The sequence below is a fragment of the Polaromonas sp. genome (genome assembly GCF_012927455.1).
Taxonomy (GTDB): Bacteria; Pseudomonadota; Gammaproteobacteria; order Burkholderiales; family Burkholderiaceae_C; genus Polaromonas.
Genome location: NZ_JABBPE010000015.1, coordinates 55,316 through 79,775, shown reverse-complemented (window position 1 = coordinate 79,775; position 24,460 = coordinate 55,316). Strand labels below are relative to the sequence as shown.

21 protein-coding genes are annotated in these 24,460 nt (G+C 59.7%); 2 read left to right on the top strand and 19 right to left on the bottom strand.

Translation table 11 applies throughout. The annotated features are described in order from the left end of the window. Positions 1-17: 17 nt before the first annotated feature. The 4 genes from ndk to HHJ18_RS12610 all read right to left on the bottom strand — a co-directional run bounded on the left by ndk (position 18) and on the right by HHJ18_RS12610 (position 4,085). Positions 18-443, bottom strand: a complete 426-nt coding sequence (ndk, locus tag HHJ18_RS12625) for a nucleoside-diphosphate kinase (RefSeq protein WP_296915787.1) — start codon at positions 441-443, stop codon at positions 18-20. A 119-nt stretch (positions 444-562) separates the two neighbouring features. Further along, positions 563-2,191, bottom strand: coding sequence for a pseudouridine synthase (locus tag HHJ18_RS12620; protein ID WP_296915785.1), 1,629 nt, complete (start codon positions 2,189-2,191; stop codon positions 563-565). Between the two features lie 10 nt (positions 2,192-2,201). Further along, the gene (gene scpB / locus HHJ18_RS12615) at positions 2,202-2,936 is read right to left on the bottom strand and encodes an SMC-Scp complex subunit ScpB (RefSeq protein ID WP_296915784.1); all 735 of its coding nucleotides are present in this window, start codon (positions 2,934-2,936) and stop codon (positions 2,202-2,204) included. A gap of 111 nt (positions 2,937-3,047) precedes the next feature. Then, the gene (locus HHJ18_RS12610) at positions 3,048-4,085 is read right to left on the bottom strand and encodes an RluA family pseudouridine synthase (protein WP_296915783.1); all 1,038 of its coding nucleotides are present in this window, start codon (positions 4,083-4,085) and stop codon (positions 3,048-3,050) included. Positions 4,086-4,102: 17 nt separating this feature from the next. Here HHJ18_RS12610 and HHJ18_RS12605 point away from each other — a divergent pair, with 17 nt between their 5' ends. Then, positions 4,103-4,927, top strand: coding sequence for an outer membrane protein assembly factor BamD (locus HHJ18_RS12605; RefSeq protein WP_296915781.1), 825 nt, complete (start codon positions 4,103-4,105; stop codon positions 4,925-4,927). Here HHJ18_RS12605 and HHJ18_RS12600 read toward each other — a convergent pair. Together HHJ18_RS12600 and HHJ18_RS12595 are read right to left on the bottom strand one after the other, a co-directional pair. Further along, positions 4,896-6,896: an ATP-dependent DNA helicase gene (locus HHJ18_RS12600; RefSeq protein ID WP_296915779.1), complete on the bottom strand. Its 2,001-nt coding sequence runs from the start codon at positions 6,894-6,896 to the stop codon at positions 4,896-4,898. The genes HHJ18_RS12605 and HHJ18_RS12600 overlap by 32 nt on opposite strands. Beyond that, positions 6,896-7,099 (bottom strand): YdcH family protein, encoded by a 204-nt coding sequence (locus HHJ18_RS12595; protein WP_296916603.1) that lies wholly within the window; start codon positions 7,097-7,099, stop codon positions 6,896-6,898. The genes HHJ18_RS12600 and HHJ18_RS12595 overlap by 1 nt, the downstream gene beginning before the upstream one ends. Positions 7,100-7,182: 83 nt before the next feature. Between HHJ18_RS12595 and HHJ18_RS12590 the strand changes: the two genes are divergently transcribed. After that, positions 7,183-7,941, top strand: coding sequence for a protein phosphatase 2C domain-containing protein (locus HHJ18_RS12590; protein ID WP_296915777.1), 759 nt, complete (start codon positions 7,183-7,185; stop codon positions 7,939-7,941). Between the two features lie 5 nt (positions 7,942-7,946). On the opposite strand, the gene HHJ18_RS12585 is transcribed toward HHJ18_RS12590, so the two are convergent. From HHJ18_RS12585 to HHJ18_RS12525, 13 genes are all read right to left on the bottom strand, one after another. After that, on the bottom strand, positions 7,947-8,606 hold the full coding sequence (locus HHJ18_RS12585) for a hypothetical protein (protein WP_296915775.1): 660 nt from the start codon (positions 8,604-8,606) through the stop codon (positions 7,947-7,949). Further along, positions 8,603-9,706 (bottom strand): cell division protein ZapE, encoded by a 1,104-nt coding sequence (gene zapE, locus HHJ18_RS12580; RefSeq protein WP_296915773.1) that lies wholly within the window; start codon positions 9,704-9,706, stop codon positions 8,603-8,605. The genes HHJ18_RS12585 and zapE overlap by 4 nt, the downstream gene beginning before the upstream one ends. Positions 9,707-9,724: 18 nt before the next feature. After that, positions 9,725-11,152: a dihydrolipoyl dehydrogenase gene (gene lpdA, locus HHJ18_RS12575; protein ID WP_296915771.1), complete on the bottom strand. Its 1,428-nt coding sequence runs from the start codon at positions 11,150-11,152 to the stop codon at positions 9,725-9,727. 167 nt (positions 11,153-11,319) lie between these two features. Continuing rightward, positions 11,320-12,600: a 2-oxoglutarate dehydrogenase complex dihydrolipoyllysine-residue succinyltransferase gene (odhB, locus tag HHJ18_RS12570; RefSeq protein ID WP_296915770.1), complete on the bottom strand. Its 1,281-nt coding sequence runs from the start codon at positions 12,598-12,600 to the stop codon at positions 11,320-11,322. A 50-nt stretch (positions 12,601-12,650) separates the two neighbouring features. Beyond that, complete coding sequence (locus tag HHJ18_RS12565; RefSeq protein ID WP_296915769.1) at positions 12,651-15,554, bottom strand: 2-oxoglutarate dehydrogenase E1 component; 2,904 nt, start codon at positions 15,552-15,554, stop codon at positions 12,651-12,653. A gap of 241 nt (positions 15,555-15,795) precedes the next feature. After that, positions 15,796-17,520, bottom strand: a complete 1,725-nt coding sequence (gene soxB / locus HHJ18_RS12560; protein WP_296915767.1) for a thiosulfohydrolase SoxB — start codon at positions 17,518-17,520, stop codon at positions 15,796-15,798. Positions 17,521-17,626: 106 nt separating this feature from the next. Next, positions 17,627-18,292 (bottom strand): sulfur oxidation c-type cytochrome SoxX, encoded by a 666-nt coding sequence (gene soxX / locus HHJ18_RS12555; RefSeq protein ID WP_296915765.1) that lies wholly within the window; start codon positions 18,290-18,292, stop codon positions 17,627-17,629. A gap of 25 nt (positions 18,293-18,317) precedes the next feature. Next, positions 18,318-19,133: a sulfur oxidation c-type cytochrome SoxA gene (gene soxA / locus HHJ18_RS12550; RefSeq protein WP_296915763.1), complete on the bottom strand. Its 816-nt coding sequence runs from the start codon at positions 19,131-19,133 to the stop codon at positions 18,318-18,320. A gap of 66 nt (positions 19,134-19,199) precedes the next feature. Next, positions 19,200-19,511, bottom strand: coding sequence for a thiosulfate oxidation carrier complex protein SoxZ (gene soxZ / locus HHJ18_RS12545; protein ID WP_296915761.1), 312 nt, complete (start codon positions 19,509-19,511; stop codon positions 19,200-19,202). A gap of 62 nt (positions 19,512-19,573) precedes the next feature. Then, positions 19,574-20,041, bottom strand: a complete 468-nt coding sequence (gene soxY / locus HHJ18_RS12540) for a thiosulfate oxidation carrier protein SoxY (RefSeq protein WP_296915759.1) — start codon at positions 20,039-20,041, stop codon at positions 19,574-19,576. Positions 20,042-20,186: 145 nt separating this feature from the next. After that, positions 20,187-21,089: a c-type cytochrome gene (locus HHJ18_RS12535; RefSeq protein ID WP_296915758.1), complete on the bottom strand. Its 903-nt coding sequence runs from the start codon at positions 21,087-21,089 to the stop codon at positions 20,187-20,189. Positions 21,090-21,414: 325 nt separating this feature from the next. Then, entirely contained in the window at positions 21,415-23,328 is a 1,914-nt protein-coding gene (locus HHJ18_RS12530) for a propionate--CoA ligase (RefSeq protein ID WP_296915756.1), read from the bottom strand. Between the two features lie 34 nt (positions 23,329-23,362). Then, entirely contained in the window at positions 23,363-24,340 is a 978-nt protein-coding gene (locus tag HHJ18_RS12525) for an MDR family oxidoreductase (RefSeq protein WP_296915755.1), read from the bottom strand. Between the last annotated feature and the right edge of the window lie 120 nt (positions 24,341-24,460).

Genomic DNA, 24,460 nt, shown 5'->3' with positions numbered 1-24,460 from the left:
GTGGGGTGGTACATGGTTTAACGCGAGTAAACGTTCATGCCAGGAAAGAAGAATGCGATTTCTTCCTTGGCTGTCTCGGCAGCATCTGATCCGTGAACGGCGTTGGCATCAATGCTATCGGCGAAATCAGCACGAATGGTGCCGGCAGCGGCCTTCTTTGGATCGGTAGCGCCCATCAGGTCACGATTCTTTAAAACGGCGCCTTCGCCTTCCAGGGCCTGAATCATCACCGGACCGGAAATCATAAAAGAGACCAGATCCTTGAAAAAAGGACGCTCTTTGTGCACCGCATAAAAAGCTTCGGCTTCACCCTGTGACAGATGTGCCATTCTGGCTGCGACCACTGTCAGGCCAGCAGCTTCGAAACGAGCATAGATTTTTCCAATGACATTTTTTGCCACTGCGTCAGGCTTGATGATGGACAAAGTGCGTTCGATCGCCATAAATTTTCCTTAAGACTTGGATTTTTAAATTGTTCAACAAACTGAATAAAGCCACTGATTTTAACCTGCGGGCCAAGACGTTCTCGCCCACCCGGAGAATCGAAATGGCTAAGCCAAATCTAGCGATTTCCGTTGCGGTTCCCCCCGCCACCACGATTACCGCCTCCCCGATTTCCGCCTCCAGTGCCACCGCCGCGCTGACCGCCAGTCCCACCGCCCCCCATGCCGCCCGCGTTACCGCCGCCACTGCGACGCTGCCCCTGCCCCTGCCCCTGTCCTTGCCCTTGTCTTTGCCGGGTGAAGGTTTCGGCACCGATGTAGCCAAACGACGTTTTCATGGGATCAGGCTGCGCACCACCAGGCGCTTTGTCGCTCCTGTCGGCACGGTCATCGCGCCTACGTGGCCCTTGCGCGCCACCGTTTCCCACCGACTGCCCAGTCCAAGAGCGGGAGCCGGGATTACCTGCCGGGCTGCGTCCTTTTCCACCGCGACGCTGGTTGTAGTCTCTGGGTGTGGCTTCCATGCGGTGCGGGGGCGGCTGCAGCTCATAGGGCTCATGCTCGACGTCAGCTGGCGGCAATGCAGCGGCTTGCCCGGTATCGGACTCCGAAGGTCGCCCACGGCCGCCGCGCCCGCGATCATCTCTGCCGGCGTCACGACCGCGTCGGGATTCATTGCCGCGGTCATCCCGGGAGGACAAGTTTCTGGGCGCTCCCCGCGGATCGACTCGCGCTTCGGAGCGCGTCACAGCGCCGGTCAACGCCCAAATATCCTGCTCGTCGAGCTCTACAAAGGCGCCCCGCTTCAGTCCCCGCGGTAGCACCATGGCGCCGTAGCGGATCCGGATGAGGCGGCTAACCGCATGACCAACCGCTTCGAACATGCGACGGACCTCGCGGTTACGCCCCTCGGAAATGGTGACCCGATACCAGCAATTGGCGCCCTCGCCCCCGCCGGCTTCGATGGAGCTGAACTGAGCCAGGCCATCGTCGAGCGTTACCCCTTCGAGCAGACGTTTTTTTTCTTCGTTGTTCAGCGCACCCAACACGCGCACGGCGTATTCGCGCTCTAGCCCAAAGCGCGGATGCATCAGCCTATTGGCCAACTCGCCAGAACTAGTCAAAAGCAGCAAGCCCTCGGTGTTCAGATCCAGACGTCCGACCGACTGCCATTTGCCCTGAAATAGTTTGGGCAGCCGCCTGAACACGGTCGGCCGATTTTGCGGATCGTCATGCGTCACGACCTCGCCGGCCGGCTTGTGGTAAGCGATAACGCGGGGAGGCGGCGGATCAATCCGCACCCGAACCGGTTTGCCATTGACCTTGACGGAGTCACCGAACTGGATGCGCTGCCCGATGTGGGCGGGCTCGGCATTGACCGAAATGCGTCCTTCAAGAATTAACTGCTCCATTTCCAGCCGGGATCCCAAACCGGCTTGCGCAAGCACTTTGTGTAATTTGGGGGTTTCAGGCTGTGGCGACAAAACCCGTTTAGGCAAATCAAGCGCCACATCCTCCTCGTCAGCGTCAAATTGACCGGTCACCACGTCTTCAAACCGCATGGTGGTTGCCCCGGGCGCAATAGGACGTCGTTCAATTGCCTCAGGCTGCGTCAAAGTATTTGACTGTTTACCAGACGCTATTAAATGAGGAGCATCCTCCCCATTTTTTTCGAAGGTTAGCGCCTTGTCTTGACTTTGGTCAGAGTTAGCGGGGACTTCGGAAGCAGGTTGGTCTTGTGGGTTCATGCTTTTACATTCATGAGTGAGGATCGCTTACGCACCGAGCCGGGGAATCGTGTTCAGGATTGTTGGCCGCGTCGGATGACGAATTTTCCTGGCTTTCTGAGGCTGGCGGATCCAGTGCCTGCACAGCGGTTTCGCCATCGGCAGTTTCCGGCGAGACCCCCTGCTCTTCTGAACGCATGGGTGCATTTTCTGCAATGCCAAACTCAATTTGCTCGATCATGGAGCCTTGACCGGAACTGCTGTCCATTGCAGGCAACTGGTCCAGGGATTCGACGCCCAAATCATCCAGAAATTGCTTAGTGGTTGCGAAGAGCGCCGGCCGCCCAACGGTTTCGCGGTGACCAATCACCTCCACCCAACCACGATCTTCCAATTGCTTGAGCAGCAGGCTATTGATCGTGACACCGCGTATGTCTTCCATATCGCCGCGCGTCACGGGCTGGCGATAGGCAATGATGGCCAGCGTTTCCAAGGTCGCTCGGCTGTAACGGGGAGGCTTCTCGGGATGCAGCCGGTCAAGGTATTCACGCAATTGGGGCCGACTTTGAAAGCGCCAGCCCGTCGCCACCTGCACGAGTTCCACACCGCGCCCAGACCAGTCGTTTTGCAAGTCTTCCAGCACCAACTTCAGGCTGTCGGCAGTCAGCACCCCGTTAAACAACACGCCCATTTCACGCAAAAGCAGCGGTTGCTGCGCGCAAATGAGGGCTGTTTCGAGGATGCGCTTAGCATCCGTCGTGTTCATGATTGGTCGTTCCGAAAAAAGGCGGGAAAGAGCGCTTGTCCGCTCGTTGCATCCATACGCTGTCTCTTCGTCAGGGGGCGCCTTGGTGCTGGTAGCTGAAAACTACAGACTTTAATTATATATCAGTCCCAAATCCGCGATGGCTGCCAGCAGGTCAGCCGGCGGTGGCGATCTGAATTCCATTTTGGCACCAGTGACGGGGTGCTTAAAGGCCAGTCTGCAAGCGTGGAGCGCCTGGCGATGCAAACCGCCTCCCGCTGCGCCACCATAGAGTTCATCCGACACCAAAGGGTGGCCCAGAAACGCCATGTGTACCCGAATTTGATGTGTGCGGCCAGTATGCAACTTGCATTTGACCAAGCAGTGCCGCTCTCCGTTATGCAGCAGCGCTACCACGGTAGATGCCGTCTTGCCGGAATTTTTTTCCAGATCAACCACGGCCATGCGCAGGCGGTTACGGGTATCACGGCCAATCGCCGCATCCACCTCGCGGGTTTTAGCCCCTTGCCATGCTTCGTGGGCCAGTGCGATGTATTCCCTGCTGACGTTACGCGCAGCAATCAGGTCTACCAATTGATCCATGACCTGGCGCTGGCGGGCAACCACCATAAGCCCGCTGGTGTCCTTGTCAAGCCGATGCACGATGCCGGCGCGCGGCAAGAATGACGCCTGCGCGTCATAGGCCAGCAGTCCATTGAGCAAGGTACCGCTCCAATTACCAGGCGCGGGGTGCACAACCAGTCCGGCAGGCTTGTTGATCACCATTAAGTACGGGTCTTCAAACACGATATCCAACACCATGGCTTCGGGCTTGAATGCCTGACTCTGCAGCGTTGGCCGCAGTTCAATGGCGAGTTCATCGCCGGCCTTGACCTTGGTCGACGTTTTGGTTACTACCAGACCCCTGAGCTGGACCACTCCCCCCCCTATCAGTTGCTGTAGATAATTACGGGAGAACTCGGGCACTATGGCAGCCAGCGCCAGGTCCAGCCGAAGACCATGGCTTGCGGCAGGAACCAGTTCCCGCCGCAATTCCGTCTCGGCACCGCCGTCTGCATCTTCCGGCACCCCATCGTGCACCGCAATGGGCAATTCATGGGCGGCAACAGCGCCCGATATAATCAATTTGCTTTGTTCAGAATCAGTCATCAAGAAGGTCGATCGCAATGTTTTTCACCAAATTATCGGTTGCCCCCAAGGCATTGCCGCTTCTTGCAGCCGTTTTCGCATTGTCCCTTGTAGTGGCGGGCTGCTCAAGCACGCCAACGCCGGATCGGACCGCTTCCTGGAGTCCAAACAAGATATACGCCGAAGCCAAGGATGAGGCGAGCTCCGGCTCTTATGACAAGGCGATTCCCCTTTACGAGAAGCTGGAAGGCCGCGCAGCCGGAACGCCTCTTGCCCAGCAAGCCCAGCTTGAAAAAGCTTATGCCCACTACAAGGGCGGCGAGCAAGCGCAGGCCGCCGCCACGCTGGACCGTTTTATGAAGTTGCATCCGGCTAGTCCCGCTATGGATTACGCGCTCTACCTCAAAGGCTTGGTGAACTTTAACGACAATCTCGGGCTTTTCGGGTCCATCTCACGCCAGGACTTATCGGAACGCGACCAAAAATCAGCCAAGGAATCGTTTGAATCTTTCAAGGAGCTGGTAGGCCGCTTCCCGGATTCACGTTATGCGCCGGACGCACGCTTGCGCATGAATTACATTGTGAATTCACTGGCCCAATCTGAAGTTCACGTGGCCAGATACTACTATTCCCGCGGTGCCTACGTTGCCGCCATCAATCGCGCCCAGAGTGCCATAGCCGACTACCGCGACGTTCCGGCGCTTGAAGAAGCCACCTTTATTCTTTTTAAATCCTACGATGCACTGGGCATGGCCGATATGCGCGATGACACCCGTCGCATCATGGAAAAGACTTACCCGCGTAGCCAGTACATCAGCAAGGGATTCAAGTCTATAGACAACCCGTGGTACAAATTCTGGTGAGTTCCTGCAGCCGCTCCATCAACGCCTGCTCTGTTGTCAATCTTTGCATAGCGGGCAGCGCCCTCAGCAGCCGCCGTCCGTAGCCCATGGAAGTCAGGCGTCCGTCACACACCACCAGGACACCCTGATCGGTCTCCCTGCGTATCAAGCGCCCGGCACCCTGCTTTAAGGCGACGGCAGCCTCGGGCAAAAAATAGTCGTTAAATGCACTGCGCCCCTGTAACTCAAGCAATTTTGAGCGGGCTTCGGCCAAAGGGTCGTTCGGCGGAGGAAAAGGCAGCTTATCAATGATGACCAGTTGAAGTGCGTCGCCCGGCACATCAATACCCTCCCAAAACGACGCCGACGCCACCAATACGCAACCCTTTCCGCCGCAGGTATTCCCTTGCCGGAAGCGCTCAATCAAGACCCTCTTGGGCATGTTCCCCTGAACCAGCACTTCCATTTCACTCGAATGCTCAAAAGCGGACCGAAGCGCGTCCCCAATCGTCCGCAAAGCGCGCAGCGTGGTGGTCAGCACCATGGTGCGCCCGCCCAGTTGCCGCGACCATACTGCCGCTGATGCTGCTACCTTGGCTGAATGAGAAGGATCAGCGGGCTTGGGAAAGTCCTGCGGTATGTACAGCGCAGCCTGGCGCTCATAGTCAAAAGGGCTACCAACCCGCAACACTCTGGCATCGGCCAGCCCGCAAGGCTGCGTGAACCAGCTCAGTTTGTCATCGTCGCCCAAAGTTGCCGAGGTAAATATCCAGGATTTTTCGAACTCCCCGGCGCCACTCAACACCTTGCTCTTCACGGCATTGGAAATATCCAGCGGTGATTCGACAAGCCGCAACTGCGCGCCGACATCAAGCCAGCGTACACATCCGGGCGCACAGGCATTAAAAAAACCTTCGGCGCGTTTTGCGAGTTCAGTGCCGCGCTCATGCAGCCTGACAAAGTCAGGCGCAATTTCACTGACCATGTCGAGCGCTGCGCAGGCCGCGATGCAAGAGGCAAGAACCGCCTTCAACGCTTCCTGCCAGTCACTGGCACTCAGGCTTTCAGGCGCCTCGTCGGTCCAGCGCAGCTTGGTTCCCGGGTAATGCTTGCCGACACACAGGCGCAATTCACGGGCCGCCTGCTCAGTGGCCGCAACCACGCCGTTCCAGTCAACCAGGCCACGGGCCAATTGCAACCCCGCCGCAAGCATGTCACGGGAGAAGTCCAGCAATTGACCGGTGGTCAAGTTACTTCCTAAAAACTGCACGCCAATTTCATTTAACTGATGCGCTTCGTCAAAAATCGCAATGCGTACCGAGGGCAGCAGTTCCGCCACGCCCGACTCGCGAACCGCCAGATCGGCAAAAAACAAATGATGGTTGATGACCACCACATCCGCTGCCATAGCCTCCCGACGTGCCAGGTTGACATGACAGGCACGAAAACGCGGACATTGCGCGCCCAGGCAGTTTTCACGGGTAGACGTCACCAGCGGAATCACCGGTGAACGCTCATCAAGCCCAGGGAGCTCCGCCAAATCGCCGCTGCGCGTCACTTGCGACCACTCCTCGATTCTTGCCAGCGATCGCACCGATATACCGTCAGGAAAATGGGTTTCCAGCCGCGCCATCTCCATGCGGTGCAAACACAGGTAGCTGCCACGTCCCTTGAGCAGCGCCGTGCTCACCGGCAGGCCAAGCGCCTCTACCAAGCGGGGTAAATCGCGGCCAAATAGCTGGTCTTGCAAGGCCTTGGTTGCGGTAGACAACAAAACGCGCTCACCGCTCAGCAATGCAGGCACGAGGTAAGAAAATGTTTTGCCGACCCCAGTACTGGCTTCCACCACCAGCGGATAGGCGCCTTCAATGGCCTGAGCAACGGCAACAGCCATCTCGGTCTGGCCACTTCGCGGTACAAAATACTCAGCCGAACGCGACAACGCGCCACCCGGGGCAAAAGCCTCTTCCACTTCAAACGTTAGGTTCATCAGGCAGGCTCGGGGGGGTCCAAAGACAGTTCGAGCTGAGATATCTGATCACGAAGCTGCAGGCGCCGTTTTTTGAGACGCCGGAGCATTAACTCATCAATTGGTAAGGCCTGGGCCGTCATGTCTACCAAAGCGTTCAGATCTGCGTGCCCAATTTTAAGCTCGATCAGCCGCCTCTCTGGGGAATGTAAATTTAAGTCCAAGGTTTTATCCGTGCGCGCTGCTTCCTCTGATAATACGTGCATTGCCGCCATAAATCGAGCCTTATGGCTTGAACGACCACACGATGTCCAAAGGTTATCGAATCACAGCCTCCACGGGCCTGCACAAAGGCGACCGGGACTACCAGCAGGATCAGGTCAGCCTGTTAAGTCACCCACGGTTTCCTGGCTGCATGTTGGGCATAGTGGCCGACGGCATGGGCGGACGAAGCGGCGGGCGCAAGGCGTCCGACCAGGTCATGCTGACAGCAAAACAGTTGTTTGAACGCTATGCACCTGACTCGGATGACGCGCCATCCATGCTCAAGCAGATCGTTGAAGAAGCGCATATCGTCATCAGGCTCACCGCGATCTCTGCCGAACAAGAGCCTCATAGCACGCTGGCGGCCTTCCTGATCAATCCCCGCGGCGATTGCCACTGGGTGCACACTGGCGACTCCCGTATCTACCATTACCGGGGCAACAAGCTGGTCCGCAAGACGGTGGATCACTCGTATGTACAAAGCCTGGTTGACAAGGGCGAGATCACAGAGGATGAGGCCAATATCCACCCGCAGTCCAATATTTTGATGGGCTGCCTGGGCACCGAAGAACCACCGCCCATCTTGCAGCACTTCATTCCCCAATTGCGTCCTGACGATGTTTTGCTGGCTTGCAGTGATGGCGTCTGGCATTACTTCAGCGCCAGCGAAATGGGCTCCGCCCTGTCCATGTTGTCGCCCCGCGAGGCAACAGAATTCCTGATCCAGAAAGCCAGATCACGCGCGCGGGGCGGCGGTGACAATCTTTCGCTGGTAATCGTTAAGTTCGACGCCTTGAGCTAAAAAGCCTACTCCGGCAAAGGCAAGGATTTCGCTGAAGGCTTGACCTGCTTGAGCCGTTCGCTTTCATGCTGCGCCCGCCGCGCCTGGGACTCCTTCTGGCGGTCATTGAATTTCTTGGCTTCTTCAGCGGCAGCCGCCTGTTTGTCGCTTCGTGCCTGCGCTTTTTGCTGGCTGTTCCTGAGTTTCGCAGCGCTGGCATCGCTGTTAGCCTTGGCTTTGGATGGGGCTGCGGCGCGTTCCTGCTGCTTGTTTTTGTCACGCTCCAAGCGGGACTGGGCATCTTCCAGCGCTTTGGTGCGGCTGCTTGCCGCCTCCTGCTTCCGTTCAGGCGAAGACTTTTCCTCGGTCCTGCGCAGTTGCTCCGCACCCTTGAGTCTTCGCTCCTCATCGTTCAGCGAAATCTCTTGCCGCCGCAGGTCCGCGAGGGCTTCGCGCCGCCGGCTATTTACCTTGCCCAGACAATTATTGACGGCAAACTTTTTGTAGCAAGCTACGTCTTCCGTCAAAAATCCCGCCTCCAGCCTGGCCCGCTCAGCGCTGATTCTGGCGCGTTCGGTTTCGGTGTTACCGGGCTCCAGCGCAGGCGCAGGCAATGGTGCGGCAGTCTGCGCGCCGGCCAGCACACTCAAGGTAATTAGGAAGAAAGCAATAGCGAATTTTTTCATGTCAGTGTCGTATCCACATTTCTACGCTGCAGGGCCAAAAACTCTTTAGATTGCATTTCCCCGAGGCGTGAAACCGTCCGGGGAAACTCATGCACCAGCGGACCTTCCGTGTACAACGCCTCGGGCTCCACCGCAGCCGACATGATCAGTTTCACGCGCCGGTCATAGAGCACATCGACCAACCAGGTAAATCGCCTGGCCTCGGATGCCATTCTGACCGGCATATGGGGTACGTCGCTCAGCAGCACGGTATGAAACTGGCTGGCAATCTCCAGGTAGTCGTTTTGCGAGCGCGGCCCGCCGCACAAAACCTTGAAATCAAACCACACCACGCCGCCCGCCTTGCGCCTGGCCTGGATCTGCCTTGACTCAATGTGCAAAACCGGATTCTCGTCGCGGGACTCCGCAAGACGGTTAAATGTTTCCGTCATCTCGGCATCGGCCTGAGGACCAAGCGGCGTGTGGTACAGCTTGGCCTGCTGCAGCGTGCGTCCGCGGTAGTCCGTCCCGTTATCGACACTGATGACTTCCAGATTGGCCTTCAATAACGCAATGGCGGGAAGAATCCGGTCCCGGTGCAACCCATTGGGATAAAGACCGTCAGGATGAAAATTGGACGTTGTGACAAAGCCCACACCGTTATCAAACAGGGCGCTTAGCAGCCGATGAAGAATCATCGCGTCCGTGATGTCCGCCACATGAAACTCGTCAAAGCAAATTAGCCGGTAGCGCCTGGCGATACGCTTGCCCAGCTCGTCAAGCGGGTTGGCAATACCTCGCAGGTCCAGCAGTTCCCGGTGCACTTCACGCATGAATTCATGAAAATGCAGCCGGGTTTTGCGCCTGAGCGGCACGGCGCCATAAAAACAGTCCATCAGGAAGCTCTTGCCTCGCCCTACCCCACCGTGCATGTACACGCCACGCGGCACGTCCGGCCGGTTGATCAGCTTCTTCAAAGCATTCGATCGCTGTCCCCTGAACGCAGCCCATTCAATCGCGCAGCGCTCCAGCGCATCCACGGCGCGCAACTGTGCCGGGTCACTGGCATAGCCCCGTGTCGCAAGTTCAGCCGCATAGGCCGAGCGCACCAGCTGAGTCACCGCGTCCGCGCCGCGACGTCAGAAATTCAACGTGCGCTTGTCAACTGCAAGCGCTGCCTCTTTCGTGGCTTCGCTGAGCGAAGGATGCGCGTGGCAAATGCGGGCAATGTCCTCACTACTGGCGCGAAACTCCATGGCCACCACGCATTCGGCAATCAGCTCGCTGGCCATCGGGCCCACAATGTGCACGCCCAAAATTTCGTCCGTGACGGCATCCGCCAGCATCTTCACCATGCCGGTGGTGTCGCCCAGCGCACGCGCGCGGCCATTGGCCATGAAGGGGAAGGTGCCGGCCTTGTAAGCACGCCCTGCGGCCTTCAACTGTTCTTCGGTTTGCCCGACCCAGGCAATTTCAGGATTGGTATAAATCACCCAGGGTATGGTGTTGAAGTTGACATGGCTATGCTGGCCGGCGATGCGCTCAGCCACCGCAACGCCCTCTTCCTCGGCCTTGTGCGCCAGCATCGGGCCACGCACCACATCGCCGACGGCCCATACATTGGGCAAATTGGTTTTGCATTCACCGTCCACCAAGATGGCGCCACGCTCGTCCAGCTTCAGGCCCACCACTTCAGGCGCCAGCCCGATGGTATTGGCGACCCGGCCAATCGAGACAATCAGCTTGTCGACTTCCAGCGTCATGGCCTGGCCCTTGGCATCGACATAGGCCACCGACACACCCTTCTTGCCGGACTTGATTTCGCCCACCGTCGCGCCAAGTTCGATCTTCAAACCCTGTTTGACAAAAGCCTTGTGGGCTTCCTTGGCAATCTGCTGATCGACCGCGCCCAAAAATGTGGGCAAGCCTTCCAGCACAGTGACTTCGGCACCCAGACGACGCCAGACCGAACCCATCTCCAGGCCAATCACGCCGGCACCGATCAGGCCGAGCTTTTTGGGCACAGCGCCGATGCGCAGCGCGCCGTCGTTCGACAGAATGGTTTCTTCGTCGAACGGTGCACCGGGCAAGGCACGAGCGTTGGAGCCGGTGGCCACGATGACGTGTTTGCCGGCTATGGTTTCCTCAGCCGCACCCGCCACCTTGATGTCGTAGCTGCCGTCTTTGGCAGCCGCGAAAGAGCCGCGGCCATGGAAAAAAGTCACCTTGTTCTTTTTAAACAGGTAAACGATGCCGTCGTTGTTCTGCTTGACGACGGTGTCCTTGCGACCCAGCATCTTGGGAAGATTCAAACTCAAGCCCTTCACCTCAATGCCATGGTCGGAAAAGTGGTGGCTGGCGTGCTCGTAATGCTCCGATGACTGCAGCAGCGCCTTGGAGGGGATGCAACCGATGTTGGTGCAAGTGCCGCCCAGGGCCGGGCCGCCCTTGGCGTTTTTCCACTCGTCGATACAGGCGACGTTGAAACCCAGTTGGGCAGCGCGGATGGCGGCGATGTAGCCACCGGGGCCGCCACCGATGACGATGACGTCGAATTGTTTGGACATGGTGTTCTTTCAATAAAGCTTGCCGGTGGCAATACCTCGGTTTGCATCGCACCGGCGAGCGAAGCAAAGCCTGTTTGCAAGACACCGCGGAACCGGCTTTGCCGGGCCGCAGGTGTCGCCCCCTGGAGGGGGGAGGCCGCTACACGCAGTGAGCGGCAACAGGGGTGTCAAATATCGAACAGCAGACGGGTCGGATCTTCCAGCGCCTCTTTCATCGCCACCAGGCCCAACACTGCTTCGCGGCCGTCTATGACGCGGTGGTCGTAGCTCATGGCCAGGTAATTCATCGGCCTGACCACAACCTGGCCGTTTTCGACGACGGCACGGTCTTTGGTGGCGTGCACGCCCAAAATGGCAGACTGTGGCGGATTGATGATGGGTGTGGACAGCATGGAGCCGAAGACGCCGCCGTTGGAGATGGAGAAGGTGCCACCCGTCATTTCTTCGATGCCCAGCTTGCCGTCACGCGCCTTGGCGCCGTATTCGGCAATCTTTTTCTCGATCTCGGCAAAACTCATCTGGTCGGCATTGCGCAAAATGGGCACAACCAGGCCGCGCGGCGAACCGACCGCGATGCCAACGTCGAAGTAGCCGTGGTAGACGATGTCGTTGCCGTCGACCGACGCATTGAGCACGGGGTATTTCTTCAGCGCATGCACGGCAGCCTTGACGAAGAAGCTCATGAAGCCAATCTTCACGCCGTGGGCTTTCTCGAATTTCTCCTGAAAGCGCTTGCGCATTTCCATCACCGGCGCCATGTTGACTTCATTGAAGGTAGTCAGGATGGCGTTGGTCGACTGCGACTGCAGCAGACGCTCGGCAATACGCGCGCGCAGCCGGCTCATGGGGACGCGCTGTTCCGGCCGCTCGCCCAGATCAACGGGCTTGGCAGACGCTGCCACCTTAGGCAAAGAAGCGGTCGGAGCGCCCGTGGGTATTGCGGAAGCTGCTATCGCCTTAGGAGCGCCTGCAGCCGTTGCAGCCAACACATCGCCCTTGATAACACGGCCATCCTTGCCAGTTCCAGCCACTGAACCTGCGGCCAGATTGTTGTCTGCCATTAATTTGGCAGCGGCCGGCATGGCCACGCCGGCCATGCTGCTGCCCGCCACGGGCGCTGGTGCTGCGACCGGTGCCGAAGCTGAGGCAGCCGCTGGCGCTGCCGCCGCCGGTGCGGAGGCTGCGGTGGCGCCGGCTCCGGCCTTGCCTTCGGTGTCGATTCTGGCAATCAGCTGCTCGGCCGCCACCGTGCCGCCATCGGGCACCAGCAGTTCGGTCAACACGCCGGCTGAGGGCGCGGGCACTTCGAGCACCACCTTGTCGGTCTCGATTTCAATCAGTATTTCGTCGATGGCAACGGCATCGCCGACCTTCTTTTTCCACTGCAACATGGTGGCTTCCGCCACGGACTCGGATAACTGGGGAACTTTGACTTCTACGATAGCCATTGGGATTCTTTCGGGTGTTTCTGGTGTTTTTTGGAGGGATGGCAGCGGCCTTACTTGGTCCGCGCCAAACCTTTGATCTTGGCAAACGCACCGTCAACCAGCGCCTTTTGCTGTTCCTGATGCAGGTACGAATATCCTGCGGCCGGGGAAGCAGATGCGGCACGGCCCGAGTAACCGAGCTTTTGGCCGTCGAACATGTTTTCGTGAATGTAATGCTGCACAAAGAACCAGGCGCCCTGGTTTTGCGGCTCGTCCTGGCACCACACGATGTCGGTGACGTTCGGGTATTTTTTCAGCTCGGCCGCAAACGCCTTGTGCGGGAACGGATAGAGCTGCTCGACACGCAGAATCACGGCATCGTCAAAACCTTTTTCATCGCGCTTCTTGACCAGGTCGTAATAAACCTTGCCCGAGCAGGCGATGACGCGCTTGACCTTGTCGGCCTTCTTGATGACCTCTTCCTTGTTCTCGGGAATGACGGTCTGGAAACCGCCTTTGGTGAACTCGGAAAGCGGCGAGGTCGCGTCCTTGTTGCGCAGCAAGGATTTGGGCGTCATGATGATCAGCGGCTTGCGCAGGCTGCGCACCATCTGGCGTCGCAGTACGTGAAAGATCTGACTGGCGGTGGTGGGTTGCACCACCTGCATATTGGTGTCGGCCGACAGCTGCATGAAGCGCTCCAGGCGCGCCGAGCTGTGCTCCGGTCCCTGGCCTTCGTAACCATGGGGCAGCATCAGCGTGATGCCGTTGACACGGCCCCACTTGACCTCGCCAGAGGCGATGAACTGGTCAATCACGACCTGCGCGCCATTGGCGAAATCGCCGAACTGGGCCTCCCAGATCACCAGCGTGCTTGGGTCGTTGGAAGCGTAACCGTATTCAAACGCCAGCACGGCTTCTTCGGACAAGATGGAGTCAATGACGACAAATGGCGCCTGCTTCTCGGCGACGTTTTGCAGCGGCACGTAGGTGCCGGTATCCCACTTTTCGCGGCTCTGGTCGTGAATCACGGAATGCCGGTGCGTGAAGGTACCGCGTCCGCAGTCCTCACCCGACAGCCGTACCGGGTAACCGCTGGCCACCAGCGAGGCAAACGCCATGGTCTCGCCCATGCCCCAGTCCACAGGAATATCGCCACGACCCATGGCGGCGCGGTCGTCGTACACCTTTTTGACCAGATTGTGCGGCGTCACGCTGGCCGGAATGGTGGTTATTTTCTCGGCCAGACGCTTCCACTCGGCCATGGGAATGGCGGTATCGCCCGCATCGGTCCACTTCTGGCCCACATAGGGGCGCCAGTCGACCGCGTACTTGCTTTTGAAATTCGTCAGCACCGGATCAAACGTGCTCTTGCCAGCGTCAAGCGCTGCGCGGGTGGCCTTGAACATGTCGTCGCCCAGGGTCTCCCCCATGCCTTGCGCCGTCAGCTTGTCGGCGTACAGGCGGCGCGTGCCGGCGTGTTGCGCGATCTTCTTGTACATCAGCGGCTGCGTCAGCGCCGGCGTGTCCTGCTCGTTGTGGCCGAGCTTGCGGAAACAGATGATGTCAACCACCACGTCTTTCTGGAACGCCATGCGGAACTCCAGCGCCAGCTGGGTCGCCAGCACCACGGCTTCCGGGTCATCGCCGTTAACGTGCAGCACCGGCGCTTCAATCATTTTGACCACATCGGTGCAATACAGCGTGGAGCGGCTGTCGCGCGGGTCGCTGGTGGTAAAGCCGATCTGGTTGTTGATGACGAGGTGGACCGTGCCGCCCGTGAAGTAACCACGGGTTTCGGCCAGCGCCAACGTCTCCATGACCACGCCCTGCCCGGCAAAGGCGGCGTCGCCGTGCACCAGCACCGGCAACACCTGCAAACCCTTGGGGTCGGCGCGGCGGTCCATGCGGGCGCGCACCGAACCCTCCACCACCGGGTTAACAATTTCAAGGTGCGACGGATTGAATGCCAGCGACAGATGGACAGGTCCGCCCGGGGTCGTCACATCGGAGCTGAAACCCTGGTGGTATTTGACGTCGCCGCTGGGCAGATCTTCCGGGGCGGTATGGTCAAACTCGGCGAACAGGTCGGCCGGCACTTTGCCTAGCGAATTGACCAGCACATTGAGGCGGCCGCGGTGCGCCATGCCAATGACGATTTCCTGCACGCCGACTTCGCCGCCGCGCTGGATCAGCTCGTCCATGCTGGCGATAAAGCTTTCACCGCCTTCAAGCGAGAAGCGCTTTTGCCCCACGTACTTGGTGTGCAAAAAGCGCTCCAGGCCTTCGGCGGCGGTGAGCCGGTCCAGGATGTGGAGTTTTTTCTCTGCCGTGAAATTGGGCTTGCTGCGAATCGCTTCGAGCTTTTGCTGCCACCAGCGCTTCTGGTTCTGGTCGGTGGCGTACATGTATTCGGCGCCAATCGTGCCGCAATAGGTTTCGCGCAGCGCGTTCATCAGCTCGCGCAAGCTCATGGTGTCTTTGCCGAAGAAGGTGTTGCTGGTGTTGAACACTGTCTCCTGGTCGGCATCGCTGAAGCCGTAAAACGACGGGTCAAGTTCCGGGATATGGTCGCGTTCGGCGCGCTTGAGCGGGTCCAGATCGGCCCAGCGGGCGCCGACGTTGCGGTAAGCGGCAATCAGCTGCTGGACCGCCGTGCGTTTACGCCCCATTTCGGAGTCTGCACCGCTGGCGACCACCACTTTGGTCTGGCCTTGCTTGGCGCGCTCGGCAAAAGCGTTAACCACCGGCAGGTGCGGCACATCCTTGGCGTTGCTGCCATCGACCGCGGGCACATGCTGCAGGGCGTCGAAGTAATCGCGCCAGTTGTCAGGCACGCTGCCGGGATTGGCGAGGTAGTTTTCGTAGAGCTCTTCGACGTAAGGCGCATTGCCGCCGAAAAGATAGGTGTTGCCCTGATAGGCGGTGTAAATGGACGCTGCTGCGATTGCAGGCGACGGGGGAATAGAACTCATATTCGCTGACCTCCGTTTCCCTTGAGGAAACATAAGCTGGCCACAACGACAAGCTATGGCTGGTTGATTAACCTTCCGCAACACGGCTTTACCGATTAGCGGATGCGACTGTGGCAGGAAGGGCCTTCAGAAACACTTCGGATTGTGCCACTGAACGCAGGCGGCCCCAAAAACCGGGGTGCCGCAAAGCAACACAGCCGGTAGCTGTAAGGCAGTCGTACTGACGGTCCTGTAAAAGAAATTACAGGTCAGCAGCCAGGCCGGGATTACCCGCCACGCCGATCAGCTGCGGCGTATTGGGCTTGATGGGTTTGATAATTTTTTGCGCTTTGAGGTAGCTTTCAAGTACCTCCCATACCGGCGGCCCGGCATTTTTGCTGGCCTCCTGAACTGGCGCCCAGCCAGCCACCTTGTAGCGCTTGTCGGCCTCGATCAACTGGCCGTTCAGGCGCATGTTCTGGATGCGCGATCCCATCTTGGCGCCGGGCTCGCAGCTGTAAGTCAGGCCGCCGACGCGGACCATGTCGCCGCCCTGCTGGTAGTAAGGGTCGGGGTTGAAAAGGTTGTCGGCGACGTCTTCCAAGATGGTCTTGATCATCTCGCCAGGCAACTCCGTCAGCGTCGTCCAGGGGTAGGTGATAGCGGTCTGGTCCATCACGTGCTCGCGCGTAATGGCCTGCCCCGGCAAAAGCGATGTGCCCCAGCGAAAGCCCGGCGAAAAGGCGATGTCGGCGCCCCGCACGTCCATCAGTGCATCCAGGATAAGCTGGTCGAAAGTGCCGTTGAAATTGCCACGGCGGTACAGCGTGCCGTCGGTGACCGCCAGGGTTTCCGACAGCCTGGCCTGATACGGCGCGCGCACTTTGGCAATCAGCGCGCTCATAGCCGGGTCAGCCGGCAAAAGATTGGCAAACACCGGCAGCAGGCGGTAGTTGAAACTCACCACTTTCTTGCCCTTGACGTCCAGATCGAGCACGCCCAAAAACTTGCCGTTGCTGCCGGCATTGGTGACGATGGTCTGGCCACCGGCGTTTTTGACGATCACCGGCTGCGGCACGCCATCGTGCGTATGGCCACCCAAAATGGCGTCCAGGCCGGTCACGCGAGAGGCCATTTTCAGGTCCACATCCATGCCGTTGTGGCTGAGCAATGCGACCGCCTGGGCGCCCTTGGCACGCGCCTCATCGATGGTCTGCTGCATCTCGCTTTCGCGAATGCCGAAGGTCCAGCTCGGCGTTTGCCAGGCCGGATTGGCGATCGGCGTGTAGGGAAAAGCCTGGCCAATGATGGCTACCGCGACGCCATTCATTTCCTTGATGACGTAGGGCTTGAACACCGGGTCGCCAAAATCGCTGGTTTTGACGTTTTGCGCCAAAAAATCGACCCTGCCGGCGAAATCGTTCTCGATGATTTTCTGGATGCGCTCTTCGCCGTAGGTGAAGTCCCAGTGTCCGGTCATCACCTCCACGCCCAACAGCTTGGCGGCGTCCACCATGTCCTGGCCCTGCGTCCACAGCGCCGTGGCACTGCCCTGCCAGGTGTCGCCGCCATCAAGCAGCACGGCGCCGGGGCGCCCTGCCTTCAGTTGCCGGATCAGCGTGGCCAGGTGCGCAAAGCCGCCTACCTTGCCGTACTGGCGCGCCGCCCGCTCGAAGTTCAGGTAAGTGAAGGCATGCGCCTCGGGCGTGCCCGCCTTCAGGCTGGCCGCCTTCAAGAGCTGCTCACCAACCCGGTGCGGCGACTGCCCGCGCATGGTGCCCACACCCAAATTGACCGAGGGCTCGCGAAAATAACTTGGCAGCAACTGCGCATGGCAGTCGGTCAGGTGCAGCAAATGCACATTGCCGGAGCGCGGCACGTTGTACAGGCTGCGCGCCTGCGCGGCGCTGGCGTCCCGCTGCAGCGGAAAACCGGCGGCCAGCGCGGCCGCCATGACACTTGCAAACTCGCGGCGAGACAGATTCATGGCGATAGGCTTCCTGCCCGGCAAAGCGGGCTGCATTCACGTTGCTATTACTTTGATAGCTGCTTGCGCCCGTATTCATTGGGCTATAGGCCTAAAATGCTGTCAATTATTTATTGACCGGTGATTGCGGGTCAAGCAGCAAGGCCATCACGTCGCGAATTTGCTGTTCACTCAAAATACCCGCGTGGCCAAAGCGCGGCATGTCGGAGCAAGCCTTGTAGGCTTTGGCATTCCACAGCCGGCCCCAGGTGTACTCCACGACGGCTTTGCTGTCGGCGGCCGCCGGATCACTGACGCCGCGCAGCTTGCCGTAGTTGTACAGGCTGGGGCCGATGGAGCCGAAGGACAGCTCGGCCTTGCTGATCTGGTGGCAGTTGTAGCAGCTGCCACCGTTGGCCTCGCCGGGCCTGTCGCTCCAGGTCATACCGCGGCCGTTCTGGGCAATTTTTTCGCCCTCGCTCCAGTTGCCGATGTATTTTCCGTCCAAGGGCAGCTTGACCGTCTTCAGGTTGGCCGCTTCTATCGATTGGCCCAGCTTCTGGTCGAGTGACGCACCCGCCGCGTCCGAGCAGGCCTGATTGGAGGCGTCGAGCTTCAGGCGATCGAGTTTGGCCACGCCTTGCTCGCGAAACGAGCTTTGCATGGCCAGCCGGGTGGCTTCGTCAACTTGCTGCGCGCTGGGAGAAGTCGGCGCCACGGCGCAACTGGTCAGCGCCAGGCTGCAGGCCAGGTTCAGGGCCAGCAGCGCCGCGTTTTTGGGTGTCTTGTTCATGTCAATCCTTCTTGCCGGGGACGTCTTAGCGTTTCAAGGCAGGCGCCGTAGCCGCCCCGCCCTCGCTGTTCACGCCCATGTACACGCCCAGGGCGATGGTTGCGTCGGAGGCATAGCCCGGAAACGGAAAACGCTGTTGCCGGTAACAATCGTTGAGGCGGCGCTGCATGCTCCACAGCTCGCCACTGGAGACCCGATAAGCTGGCCAGGCACCAAACCCGATGCTGGCGCCTGGCTGACGCGTCAGATTGGGCAGGTCTTGCAGCCGCACGCGCTTGTTGTCTTCGCCATGGCAGGAAGCGCATGAAAAATCGTAGGGGCCGCCGCGCAGGTAAAACACCTTCTTGCCGACTTCGTACATCAGCTTTTCCTTGACGTGGCTTTGCGGCAGATTGAATTGCAGACCGCGCGACTCGCCGGAAATATAGGCCACCAGCGATTCCATGGTCTTTTGCTCGCCGGCACCGAACGGGGTTTTGGCAATCTCGGCGGCGCTAAAGCCCTGCAACTGCTCCATGCAACTGAGCAGGCGCGACTCCAGGTCCTGCACGCGCTGCGTGTCAGCAAAAAAACGCGGCAATTCGACAAAAGCGCCCTTCACCACGCCAGCCCCCTGGCCCAGGTCGCATTTTTCCAGCGATGCCTTTTTGGGACCGCGTGGCTGCTTCCAGAGCACCTCGCCCCGGCCCTCAAACAACTCAGCCGGATTGCCGTCAGCCAGCATGGCACGATATTCGGCAATGCCTTCCGCCGTGCTTTTCTGCGCAGCCGCAGGCAGGGGTGCAAAGCCCAACGTCGCCAGCCCCAGCACCGTTAGAGGCCCGAAAAGGCTGAATTTCATCATGGTTTTCTCACTTCCTTTTTGCATCGCGCGCCTGCTGCAGCTTGGGGCAAGTTGATAGAAGGCTCAAGTAATGACGGCTTCGTCGGTGCGCTGCTCACCGCGGTTGTCGGTCCAGCTCACGGCGATCTTGTCGCCGGCCTTGCCGCCCTTGAAGCTGAACTGTACGAAGGGATTTTTGGAGACCGCCGTACCCCATTGGGCACTCATGACAGTTTTGCCATTCCAGCTGGCGCTGATCATCTGGATAAACCAGGCCGGCACGATTTTGCCTGCGGCGTCCTTGCGTTGACCGCTTTCCATCTCGTGGCTGACCAGCACGCGCACCATGGTCTTATCGGCCAGGGCCTGGGCCCGAATTCGCATGGGATCTGACATTTTTTTCTCCTGACTTCGAATGTTATGTAGGTTAAACAGGGCTGCTGCGCGCCTTAACTGAGTTACCCGCCGCAACCGCCCAGCGTGACCTTGACTTCCTTGACAGCGTAAAAATACTTGTCGCCCACTTTGGCCAGCGCATACACATTGGACGACTGGCCCATCTTGATGTTGGTCGAGACATTGGCGTCGGTACCGGCAGGCACCTCAAACAGCGCAGCCAGGGCGTTCGGGTTCTTCTCGACGATGAAGGCAATCTGCACGGTACCTGGCAGGCTGCTTTGCGCGGCGACGCGCACCACACTGCCGTTTTCGGCAATCTCGGGCGCTTGCAACAGCAACTCCTTGCTTTCTACCGGCGCGGCGCTGGCGCCCAGGGCCTTGGCAACCTCGGCCAGCGATTTGCCTTCAAAAGCTACCTTATTCCAGCCCGGCGCGTTTTGCGCATAGGCTGGCGTCAAGCCCGAAGCGCCAGCCAATGCCAGCGCGCCAGCGCCTGAGCTGCTGGCCAAAAATTTACGACGTTCCATGGTTGAACTCCTTTTTTATATGACTTGACTGTCTTTACAGTCTTGAAACTTGACACGACTAAATGAATACTTGGGGACGAGAAACTCAAACCTGCGCAAATTTTCCTCTCCAAAGCCTGTCTCCACACGGTAATTTCAACTCGGTCTACCTATCCCCTGCAGCCAACGGCGACTGCATCAGCCACGCGGCCAGTTGCAGCGATTGCTCCTCGCTCAGGGCCTGCGCCGGCATCGCCATTGCGCCCCAGACACCCTGTCCGCCGGCTCTAATTTTGCCCGAGAGGTAATTTACAGCGTCGGGGCGGTCCTTGTATTTGCTGGCGATGTCCTTGAAGGACGGCCCCAGCAGTTTGATATCCATGCTGTGGCAAGCTGCACACGCCCCGCTTTGCGGCGGCGGCTCTATAGCCACACGCGGCGCCTGCGCCGCAGCAGCCACCCCGGCACCCGCTAACAGGCCCGCAGGCGCTCCTTTTTCAGGAGCAGCTTGCGCCCGCTGCGTCTGGGCTGCAGCCGTATTTGGCTGTGCGTTTGCAGCGATTGAAAGTTGACGGGTATCGGCCCCGCGGCTGGCACCCACCAGGCGCGACTGGTCCGCCAAGTAGCCATGGGCGTTGCGCGCATGCTCGGGCAAAACGCTCGTAATGACGACTTCAGTCTTGCAGTTACGCATGCAAGCCGATCCCTGGACGTCGGGCTTTGCGGGGCAGCCCAGATACAGGATGTAGGCAGTAGCGGCGTAGACCTCGTCGGCCGTCAAGGTTTTGGGCGCGTTCAAGGGCATGGCCCGGTTGATGTAATCCCACAGCGTAGACAGCGTGGACAGCTTCATCAAGGTGGTGCGGTTGGGTTGGTTGGCGCCCGGCAGCAGGCTGGCCACCCGGCCGGTTTTCAGGTCCTGGGCCGCCACGCCGCCGGCTATCGGCGTGAACACATGGGACGCTTCGGCAAATGTGCCATGGCAGGAGGCGCAGCGCGCTTCCCATAACAGCTCGCCCTGATGCACCGAGCCCTGCCCGGCCGGCAGCCCCTTGAAGTCGGGCCGCACATCGATATCTCAGGCGCTGATTTCTGCGGCGCTGGCGGTTCGCCCAATGTCCGCCAGCGGGGTCTGCGACTCACGCGATTCATTCGGCTCAACGCGCGCCTAGCCCGGGGAACTAAGCAGGCCTTGAAAAAGAGAAGAAGGAAAGGAATGGCGTCCCAACCATGAGCGCCGGGCAATCGGCCCTTCCGGCCAATTCCCGGCGCCGCTATGCAGCTACTGCGGGGGTGCCGGCATGCTATTTTTTATATAGCACACCACGCCCGTAAAACATGGGCTGCAGGCACTTTAACACCCAGGATGGGTGTTGTAAGCGGGCCGCGCAGCGTCAGGCGGCCGCCACTTTGTCTTTGATTTGCTGCAGCACAGCGGGGTCGTCCATGGTCGTCAGGTCGCCGGCATCGCGGCCTTCGCACACCGCCTGAATCGCGCGGCGCAGCAGTTTGCCGCTGCGCGTCTTGGGCAAGGCCGACACAAAGCGCACCCTGGCCGGCCGGGCCAACGCGCCCAGGTCACCGTCCACGCGCTTCATGATCTCCGCCTCCAGTTTGATCGCGGCGGCGCTGTCGTCCAGCAGAGCCGCATCCCTGAGCACGACAAAGGCCATGGCGACCTGCCCTTTCAGCGCGTCGGCCACGCCGACCACTGCCACCTCGGCCACCTGCAGATGGCCCGAAATGCTTTCTTCAATTTCACGCGTGCCCAAGCGGTGACCGGCCACGTTGATCACGTCGTCGGTGCGGCCCAAGATGAAATAGTAGCCGTCCGCGTCGCGAATGCCCCAGTCAAAGGTGTTGTAGACCGTCTTGCCCGGCACGGTCTTCCAGTAGGTCTGGACGAAGCGCGAGTCGTCTTGCCAGATGGTTTGCATGAAGCCTGGGGGCGTCGGGCCTTCAATCACGACCACGCCTTTTTCTCCGGGCGCGGTCAGTTCCTCGCCGGTGGCTTCATGCAGCAGCTTGACGTTGTAGCCATACATCGGAACGCCGGGGCTGCCGAACTTGCTGGGCTTTTGCTCCACGCCGTTGGCAATCGTCAAGATTGGCCAGCCGCTTTCGGTTTGCCAGTAGTTGTCGATGATGGGCACATTCAGGCCTTCGCTGATCCAGCGCGCCGTCGGTTCGTCCAGCGGCTCGCCCGCAAGAAAGAGCGCGCGCAGACTGGACAGATCGTATTTTTTCAGCAGCGCCGGGTCTTGCTTTTTCAGCACGCGCACCGCCGTGGGCGCGCTGAACATCACCGTCACTTTGTATTTTTCGACCAACTCCCACCAGATGCCGCCATTGGGTTTTTTGTCCATACCCTGCGTCGGCAGGCCTTCATACAGGATGGTCGCCATACCGGCAATCAACGGCCCGTAGACGATGTAGCTGTGGCCCACGACCCAGCCGATGTCGCTGGTCGAAAAGAAGGTTTCGCCGGCACGGCCGTCAAAGATGTGCCTCATGCTGGCGGCCAGCGCCACGGTGTAGCCGCCGGTGTCGCGCTGCACGCCCTTGGGCTTGCCAGTGGTGCCGCTGGTGTAGATGGTGTAGCTGATGGCCGTTGCATCCAGCCATTCGCACGGCACTTGGGCATCGCGATGCGTTTTGCGCAGCTCGTTCCACAGATGGTCGCGACCGGCCACCAGGTCCATGGGCGCCAGGCTGCGGTCGGCCAGCAGCACGGCGTTGGGTTTGTGGCTGGACAAGCGGATGGCTTCGTCGAGCAGCGGCTTGTAGGGCAGCGCCTTGCCACCGCGCGAGCCGGCATCGGCACTGACAATGACTTTGGGCGTCGCGTCTTCAATGCGCGAGGCCAGCGAGCCACTGGCAAATCCGCCAAACACCACACAGTGAATCGCCCCAATGCGGGCGCAGGCCAGCATGGCAAAAGCGGCCTCGGCAATCATCGGCATGTAGATCAACACGCGGTCGCCCTTTTGCACACCGAGCGCTTGCAGACTGGCTGCCATGCGCTGCACTTCGTCATGCAGGTCCTTAAAGCTGTAGGTTTTCTCCAGGCCGGTTTCGCTTGAAACGGCAATCAAGGCGGCCTGGTCAGCGCGGTCTTTGAGGTGCCGGTCCACTGCGTTGTGGCACAGGTTGGTCAGGCCGCCTTGAAACCAGTGAACAAAAGGCGGATTGTCGTAGTTGCAGACGCGATCAAAAGGCTTGTGCCAGTCGATCAACTGGCCCTGTTCGGCCCAAAAAGCGTCGGGCTGGTCTATGGACTGGCGGTAGAAATCGGCGTAGCTTGTCATGCGTTGTCTCCAAACTATTTCAATGTTGAATGTTTCAGATTTTGATCACCACACGGCCACGGACCTTGCCGGCCATCAACTCAGCGGCTTTTTCAGCCACGCGGCTCAAGGGCACTTCTTCCACCATGGCTTCAAGTTTTGCCGGATCCAGGTCTTTGGCCAGACGCCCCCAGGCCAGCTGCCGGCGCGCCAGTGGCGCCATCACGCTGTCGATACCGGCCAGCGTGATGCCGCGCAGAATGAAAGGCATCACGGTAGTCGGAAAATCGGCGCCCTGCGCCAGCCCACAGGCCGCCACCACACCGCCGTAACGGGTCTGCGCGCAGGCGTTGGCCAGCGTGTGCGAGCCCACGGCGTCAATTACCGCGGCCCAGCGTTCTTTTTGCAGCGGTTTGCCCGGCGCCGACAGCTCGGCCCGGTCCATCACGCGGCTGGCGCCCAGTTGCTTCAAATAGCTTTCTTCGCTGGACTTGCCGGTAGCTGCTACCACGCTGTAGCCGAGTTGGCCCAGCACGGCTACCGCCACGCTGCCGACGCCGCCGGTCGCGCCGGTGACCAGCACTTCACCATCGCCAGGCTTGCAGCCATGCTGCTCCAGCGCCAGCACGCACAGCATGGCGGTGTAGCCCGCCGTGCCAATTGCCATGGCCTGCCGCGTGTTGAAGGCAGCCGGCAACTGCACCAGCCAGTCGCCTTGCAGGCGGGCCCGCTCAGCCATCAGGCCCCAGCGCGTTTCGCCCAGGCCCCAGCCGTTGTGCACAAACTTGTCACCGGCCTTCCAGGCTGCGTGGCTGGATTCCAGCACCGTGCCCGCGCCATCAATGCCCGCCACCATGGGCCAGCTGCGCACCACCGGGCCGCTGTTGCTGATGGCCAGGCCGTCCTTGTAGTTCAAGCTTGAATAGTCCACCTGGACCAGCACGTCGCCAGCGGGCAACTGGGACTCTTCGGTGTCGGTGATGGCGGCTGAAAAACCGGCATCGGATTTGCTGAGTTGAAGGGCTTTGAACAAGGTGATGTCTCCTTGAAGGATGGAAAAACAGACGAACGGTGAAGGCTATCGCCAGAAAGCTGAATTGCTAATTATGGATAGAGGACTTGCGGCAAGCTGACGGCACCGCAAGTGACGACG